We start from the raw sequence: 6,275 nt of genomic DNA, 5'->3' as shown, positions 1-6,275 counted from the left end.
CTCGTGCGTGCCCTGTTCGACGATCGAGCCGTTCTCCATCACCAGGATCACGTCCGCGTCCCTGATGGTGGAGAGCCGGTGCGCGATCACGAACGACGTACGCCCGTGGGACAGCCGGGCCATCGCCTTCTGGATGAGGACCTCGGTGCGGGTGTCGACCGAGCTGGTCGCCTCGTCGAGGACCAGGATCACGGGGTCGGACAGGAATGCCCGCGCGATCGTGATCAGCTGCTTCTCGCCCGCGCTGACGTTCCCGCCGTCGTCGTCGAGGACCGTGTCGTAGCCGTCGGGCAGGGTCCGGATGAACCGGTCGGCGTGTGCGGCGCGCGCCGCCTCCTCGATCCGCTTCCGGGTGACCTCGCCACTGGCTCCGTAGGCGATGTTCTCGGCGATCGTCCCGCCGAACAGCCAGGTGTCCTGGAGGACCATGCCGATGCCGGACCTGAGGTCCTCGCGGGTCATACCGGCCACGTCCACGCCGTCGAGGGTGATGCGGCCGCCCGTCACCTCGTAGAACCGCATCAGCAGATTGACCAGCGTGGTCTTGCCGGCGCCGGTCGGGCCGACGATCGCGACCGTCTGGCCCGGCTCCACGGTCAGCGAGAGGTCCTCGATGAGCGGCTTGTCCGGCTCGTAGCGGAACGCCACCTGCTCCAGGGCGACCTTGCCGAGCGACTCGGACGGCCTCCCCCAGCCTCCGGACGGGGGTGCCCCCATCCCGCTTCGCTCGCTCCTCGGCGCGTCCGGTGCCTGCTCCGCGGCGTCGAGCAGCTCGAAGATCCGCTCGGCCGAGGCGACGCCCGACTGCACGAGGTTCGCCATCGACGCGACCTGCGTCAGTGGCATCGAGAACTGGCGTGAGTACTGGATGAAGGCCTGCACGTCACCGATCGACAGCGTGCCGCTCGCCACCCGCAGCCCGCCGACCACGGCGACGAGCACGTAGTTGAGGTTCGAGACGAAGAACATCACCGGCTGCATGACACCGCTGTTGAACTGGGCCTTGAAGCCCGCCTCGTACAGCGCCTCGTTCTGCTCGCGGAAGTCCGCGGCCGACTCGTCCTGCCGCCCGAAGACCTTCACCAGCGCGTGCCCGGTGTACATCTCCTCCACGTGGGCGTTGAGCGTGCCCGTGGAGCGCCACTGCTGCACGAAGTGGGGCTGCGACCGCTTGCCGACCTTCGTCGCCACGACCACCGACACCGGTACGGTCACCAGCGCCACCAGCGCGAGGAGCGGCGAGATCCAGAACATCATCGCCAGCACACCGACGATGGTGAGCAGCGAGTTGATCAGCTGTCCCATCGACTGCTGGAGCGTCTGCGAGATGTTGTCGATGTCGTTGGTCGCCCGGCTCAGCACCTCACCGCGCTTGGCCTTGTCGAAGTACGACAGCGGCAGCCGCGCCAGCTTCGCCTGGACGTCCTCCCGCATCCGGTAGACCGTCCGGTTGATCACCTTGATCGACATCCGGGTCGACACGAGCATGAGCAGACCGGCCGCCACATAGATCGCCAGGACCCAGAGCAGCACCTCGCCGACGGCCGAGAAGTCGATGCCCTGCCCGGGGGTGAAGTCCACCCCGGACAGCATGTCCGCCATCCCGTCGTCGCCCTCGGCCCGCAGGCCCTCGATCGCCTGCGACTTCGTCGTGCCGTCGGGCATCTGCCGTCCGACCACGCCCGCGAAGACCAGGTCGGTCGCCTTGCCGAGGATCTTCGGACCGACCACCGAGGCCGCCACGCTGAGCACACAGGCGATCAGCATCAGCCAGAGCGCGCCCCGCTCCGGCGTCAGCTGCCTCAGCAGCCGCTTGCCGGAGCCCTTGAAGTCCATCGACCGCTGGTCGGGGCCGCCACCGGCCATCATCCGTCCGCCAGGACCGGCCATCAGGCTGCCTCCGCCTCGGTCAGCTGGGAGAGCACGATCTCCCGGTACGTCTCATTGCCCGCCATCAGCTCGTGATGGCGCCCGGTGCCCACGACCCGGCCCTCGTCGAGGACCACGATCCGGTCGGCGTCCCGGATGGTCGACACCCGCTGGGCGACGATCACGACGGTCGAATCCGCCGTCTCCGTCCTCAACGCCTCCCGCAGCAGCGCGTCGGTCTGGTAGTCGAGCGCGGAGAACGAGTCGTCGAAGAGATAGATCTCCGGCCGCTGCACCAGGGTCCGGGCGATCGCGAGCCGCTGCCGCTGGCCGCCGGAGACGTTCGTGCCGCCCTGCGCGATCGGTGCGTTCAGGCCGTGCTCCAGCCTCTTCACGAAGTCGGCCGCCTGCGCCACCTCCAGCGCGTGCCACAGCTCGTCGTCGGTCGCGTCGGGATTGCCGTACCGCAGGTTCGTCGCGACCGTGCCGGAGAAGAGGTACGGCTTCTGCGGGACGAGCCCGACCGTCCGTGCCATCAGCGCCCGTTCCAGCTTCCGTACGTCCACGCCGTCGACGAGCACCTCGCCGCCGGTCACGTCGAACAGCCGCGGCACCAGGCCGAGGAGCGTCGACTTGCCGCTGCCCGTCGAGCCGATGATCGCCGTCGTCTCGCCGGGCCGCGCCACCAGCTCCACGTCCCGCAGGACCGATTCCTCGGCGCCCGGATAACGGAACTCCGCGCTCCGGACCTCCAGGTGGCCGCGCCGCCCCAGCTCGCGCACCGGCTCGGCCGGGGGCACGACGCTGCTCTCCGTGGCGAGGACCTCCTCGATGCGCTCGGCGCACACCTCGGCCCGCGGCACCATCATGAACATGAAGGTGGCCATCATCACGGCCATCACGATCTGCGTCAGATAGGCGAGGAACGCGGTCAGCGCGCCGATCTGCATCCCGCCGTCGGCGATGCGGTGTGCTCCGAACCAGACCACCGCGACGCTGGAGACGTTCACGACCGTCATCACCGTCGGGAACATCAGCGCCATCAGCCGGCCGGTCGCCATCGAGACGTCGGTCAGCTCGGTGTTCGAGACCTTGAACCGATCGCGCTCGTAGTCGTCCTTCACGAAGGCGCGGATCACGCGGTTGCCGGTGATCTGCTCGCGCAGCACCCGGTTCACCGTGTCGAGCCGCTCCTGCATGGTCCGGAACAGCGGGCGCATCCGCTTCACGATCAGCGCGACCGAGACGCCGAGGACCGGCACGACCGCGAGCAGCACCGCCGACAGCGGCACATCCTGCCCGAGCGCCATGACGATGCCGCCGACGCACATGATCGGCGCGGAGACCATCAGTGTGAACGCCATCAGGACCAGCATCTGGACCTGCTGGACGTCGTTGGTGGTCCGGGTGATCAGCGACGGCGCGCCGAACTGTCCCACCTCGCGGGCGGAGAAGGACTGCACCCGCTCGAAGACCGCCGCGCGGACGTCCCGGCCGAGGGCGGAGGCGGTGCGCGCCCCGTAGTACACCGCGCCGACGTTGCAGACGACCTGCACCACCGAGACGGCGATCATCACGGCGCCGAACAGCAGGATGTAGCCGGTGTCACCGTTCACGACACCGTTGTCGATGATGTCCGCGTTCAGGCTCGGCAGGTAGAGGGACGCGCAGGTCTGCAGGAACTGCAGCAGGACCAGCAGTCCGATGGGCTTTCTGTACGGTCGAAGGTGGGTTCGGAGAAGTCGTAGGAGCACGGGTTCTACTATCGCCCGCGCTCCCGGGGCGTTACGAGCGAGTTTTGTCGAGTCTTGAACGGACTCCGCTACCAGCCGAATCCGTTGCCGCTACGCGCCGAACGCGCCCGGGTGGGTCTGCTCCCGCGTGGCCGCGTACTGCTGCCGCACCGCCTGGCCGACCGCCAGCTCTCCCCCTGACTCCGTCGGGGAGACCCCCGCACCCGGCTCGAAGACCTGCGCGGCGGCGCCCTGCCAGGCCGGGGGAGCGGCCGGGGAGAGCGTCCCGCGCGCGACCCCGAGCGCCCACGCGGCCTGCCGCGCGGCGCCGCGCGCCGCGTAGTCCGCGGGCTGCGGTACGACGACCTGTGCGCCGAAGATCGCGGGGGCGATCGCCTGGACGGCGGGCAGCCCGGCCGCGGCGCCGAGCAGGAACACCCGGCGGACTTCGACGCCGCGTCCGCGCAGGACGTCCATGGCGTCGGCGAGCGAGCAGAGCATGCCCTCGAACGCGGCCCGCGCGAGGTGCTCGGGCTTCATCGACTCGCGGCGCAGCCCGCTGAGCGTGCCGGCGGTGTGCGGCAGCTGCGGGGTGCGCTCGCCCTCCAGGTACGGCAGGAGGACGAGCCCGGAGGAGCCGGGCGTCGACTTGAGCGCCAGCGCGGACAGCTCATCCAGGCTCTCCACGCCGAGCATCTCGGCGGTGCCGCGGAGCGCCCGCACCGCGTTGGAGGTGTGGACGACGGGCAGGTGCATCCCGGTCGCGTCGGCGAAGGAGGTGATCAGGCCCTGCGGGTCGGCGAGCGCCTCGTGGTGCACGGCCATCACGGAGCCGGAGGCGCCGAGGGAGACGACCGCGTCGCCGGGGCCGAGCCCGAGCCCGAGCGCGGCGGCCATCGTCTCGCCCGTGCCGGCGGAGATCAGGAGCCCCTCGGGGGTGGTCCCGGCGGCGTCGGCCGGGCCGAGGACCTCGGGGAGTACGGCCTGGTGGCCGAGGGCCAGCTCGACCAGGTCGGGGCGGTAGGCACCGGCGCCCGCCGACCAGTAGCCGGTGGCGGAGGCCGCGCCGCGGTCGGTGGTGCGGCGCACGGGGCGTCCGAGGAGCTGCCAGACCAGCCAGTCGTGCGGCTGGAGGAGCATCGCGACACGCTGGGCGTTCTCCGGCTCGGACCGGGCGAGCCAGCGGAGCTTGGCTACGGGCTGTCCGGCCTGCGGCACGGAGCCGACGGCCTCGGCCCAGGCCTGCCGCCCGCCGAACGCCTCGATCAGATCCGCGGCGGCGACCTGGGCCCGCTTGTCGTTGCCGACCATCGCGGGCCGCACGAGGGCGCCCTGCGGGTCGAGCGGCACGAGGCCGTGCTGCTGTGCGGAGACGCCGATGGCCTGCACCCCTTCGAGCAGCCCGCCGCCGGCGGCCTCGCCGAGCGAGAGCAGCCAGGCCTGCGGGTCGACATCGGTGGCCTTGGGCTCACCCGGGTGCGGGGCGTACCCCTGGCGCAGCACGGCGCCCGTGTCCGCGTCGCAGACGACGATGCGTGTGAACTCGGCAGAGCTGTCCAAGCCGGCGACTATCCCCATGAAGGAGATTCTGCCGCACGCGGGGGAGTACGGGGAGCGTGCACGGGGTAGGGGACGCGCTTTCGGGCACATGCCCGCCCTCCGGGCGGCCTGCTCGGCCGCCGCCGCCGTGCCGGAGACCGCCCGGCTAGGTGTTGCTCACACCCCAGTCGTCCTCGGTCACCTGGCCGTTGTGGTGGCGCAGCGCGTGGATCCGGTCGGTGACCGAGACCGGCAGCTTGTCGCCCACCTTGTCGCTCACGGCGTGGAACGCCTTGCCGGCGACCTGCCGCCCGGTCTGCGCCGCGGACTCGGCGGCGTTGCGCACCGCCGGGTTCTGCGAGATGTCCCGCGCGGACTTCTTCATCTGCTCGTAGCGCTCGCGCCCGGAGCGCGTGCCGAGGACGTAACCGACGGCCAGCCCCACGACGAACGTCAGCTTGTACCGCACGGCGGCACCACCCTTCCCTTGAGCTTCCCTGATCCTTCACTGGTGCCCACGAGCGCCCACGGCATACCGATTGGCGGAGCACCCCCCTGCTTGCGCTAATGTATGTGTCGCAGCGAGCGAGCGCCGCCCGGGAACACCCGAGGTGGATCCGTTCGGTGCAACGCAGCAATCCCCTGTAGCTCAATTGGCAGAGCAGCCGGCTGTTAACCGGCAGGTTACTGGTTCGAGTCCAGTCGGGGGAGCGCGATCCCCTGTAGCTCAATTGGCAGAGCATTCGGCTGTTAACCGGAGGGTTGCTGGTTCGAGTCCAGCCGGGGGAGCGAGCGGAAGAGGACCCTTCGGGGTCCTTTTTCTCATGTCCGGGAACCATGCGCCACGCTGCGCGGTCCTCATGGTCGAGCAGCGCGTGGCGGAGCCCGACCATCCGGAGCAGGAGATCGTATGAGCGGCTATGCTGCGGCAGACGGCGCGCACACATGTACGCGCCACACGTAAAGGGGCGGTAGCTCAGCCGGTTAGAGCAGCGGACTCATAATCCGTCGGCCGTGGGTTCGAGTCCCACCCGCCCCACCACAGCACGCTGAAGCAGAATCGATCTGACCAGGGACTTTCCCTGCTCCGACGACTCTCACCGTGCTCGCGCAGAGCCTTCGCTGCCGCGTCCA

4 protein-coding genes and 3 tRNA genes are annotated in these 6,275 nt (G+C 70.2%); 3 read left to right on the top strand and 4 right to left on the bottom strand.

Going from position 1 to position 6,275, the window contains the following annotated elements; translation table 11 throughout:
* From ACFUJR_RS16755 to ACFUJR_RS16740, 4 genes are all read right to left on the bottom strand, one after another.
* Positions 1–1,890 (bottom strand): ABC transporter ATP-binding protein (locus tag ACFUJR_RS16755; RefSeq protein ID WP_383170329.1); only part of this gene is annotated, 1,890 nt, incomplete at its 3' end.
* Positions 1,890–3,623, bottom strand: coding sequence for an ABC transporter ATP-binding protein (locus ACFUJR_RS16750; RefSeq protein WP_383170331.1), 1,734 nt, complete (start codon positions 3,621–3,623; stop codon positions 1,890–1,892). The genes ACFUJR_RS16750 and ACFUJR_RS16755, both read right to left, overlap by 1 nt.
* Positions 3,624–3,713: 90 nt before the next feature.
* Positions 3,714–5,180, bottom strand: a complete 1,467-nt coding sequence (locus ACFUJR_RS16745; protein WP_383170333.1) for an FGGY family carbohydrate kinase — start codon at positions 5,178–5,180, stop codon at positions 3,714–3,716.
* A 127-nt stretch (positions 5,181–5,307) separates the two neighbouring features.
* A complete protein-coding gene (locus ACFUJR_RS16740; protein ID WP_383170335.1) occupies positions 5,308–5,610 on the bottom strand; it encodes a YtxH domain-containing protein in 303 nt (100 codons plus the stop codon).
* A gap of 169 nt (positions 5,611–5,779) precedes the next feature.
* Between ACFUJR_RS16740 and ACFUJR_RS16735 the strand changes: the two genes are divergently transcribed.
* From ACFUJR_RS16735 to ACFUJR_RS16725, 3 genes are all read left to right on the top strand, one after another.
* Positions 5,780–5,852: transfer RNA gene (locus ACFUJR_RS16735), tRNA-Asn, on the top strand.
* 5 nt (positions 5,853–5,857) lie between these two features.
* Positions 5,858–5,930: transfer RNA gene (locus ACFUJR_RS16730), tRNA-Asn, on the top strand.
* Between the two features lie 176 nt (positions 5,931–6,106).
* A tRNA-Ile gene (locus ACFUJR_RS16725) sits at positions 6,107–6,183 on the top strand.
* Positions 6,184–6,275 lie beyond the last annotated feature (92 nt).

The sequence above is a fragment of the Streptomyces sp. NPDC057271 genome (assembly GCF_042668715.1).
GTDB lineage: Bacteria > Actinomycetota > Actinomycetes > Streptomycetales > Streptomycetaceae > Streptomyces.
The sequence above is the reverse complement of the archived record's forward strand: the minus strand, read 5'-3'. Positions and strand labels throughout refer to the sequence as shown.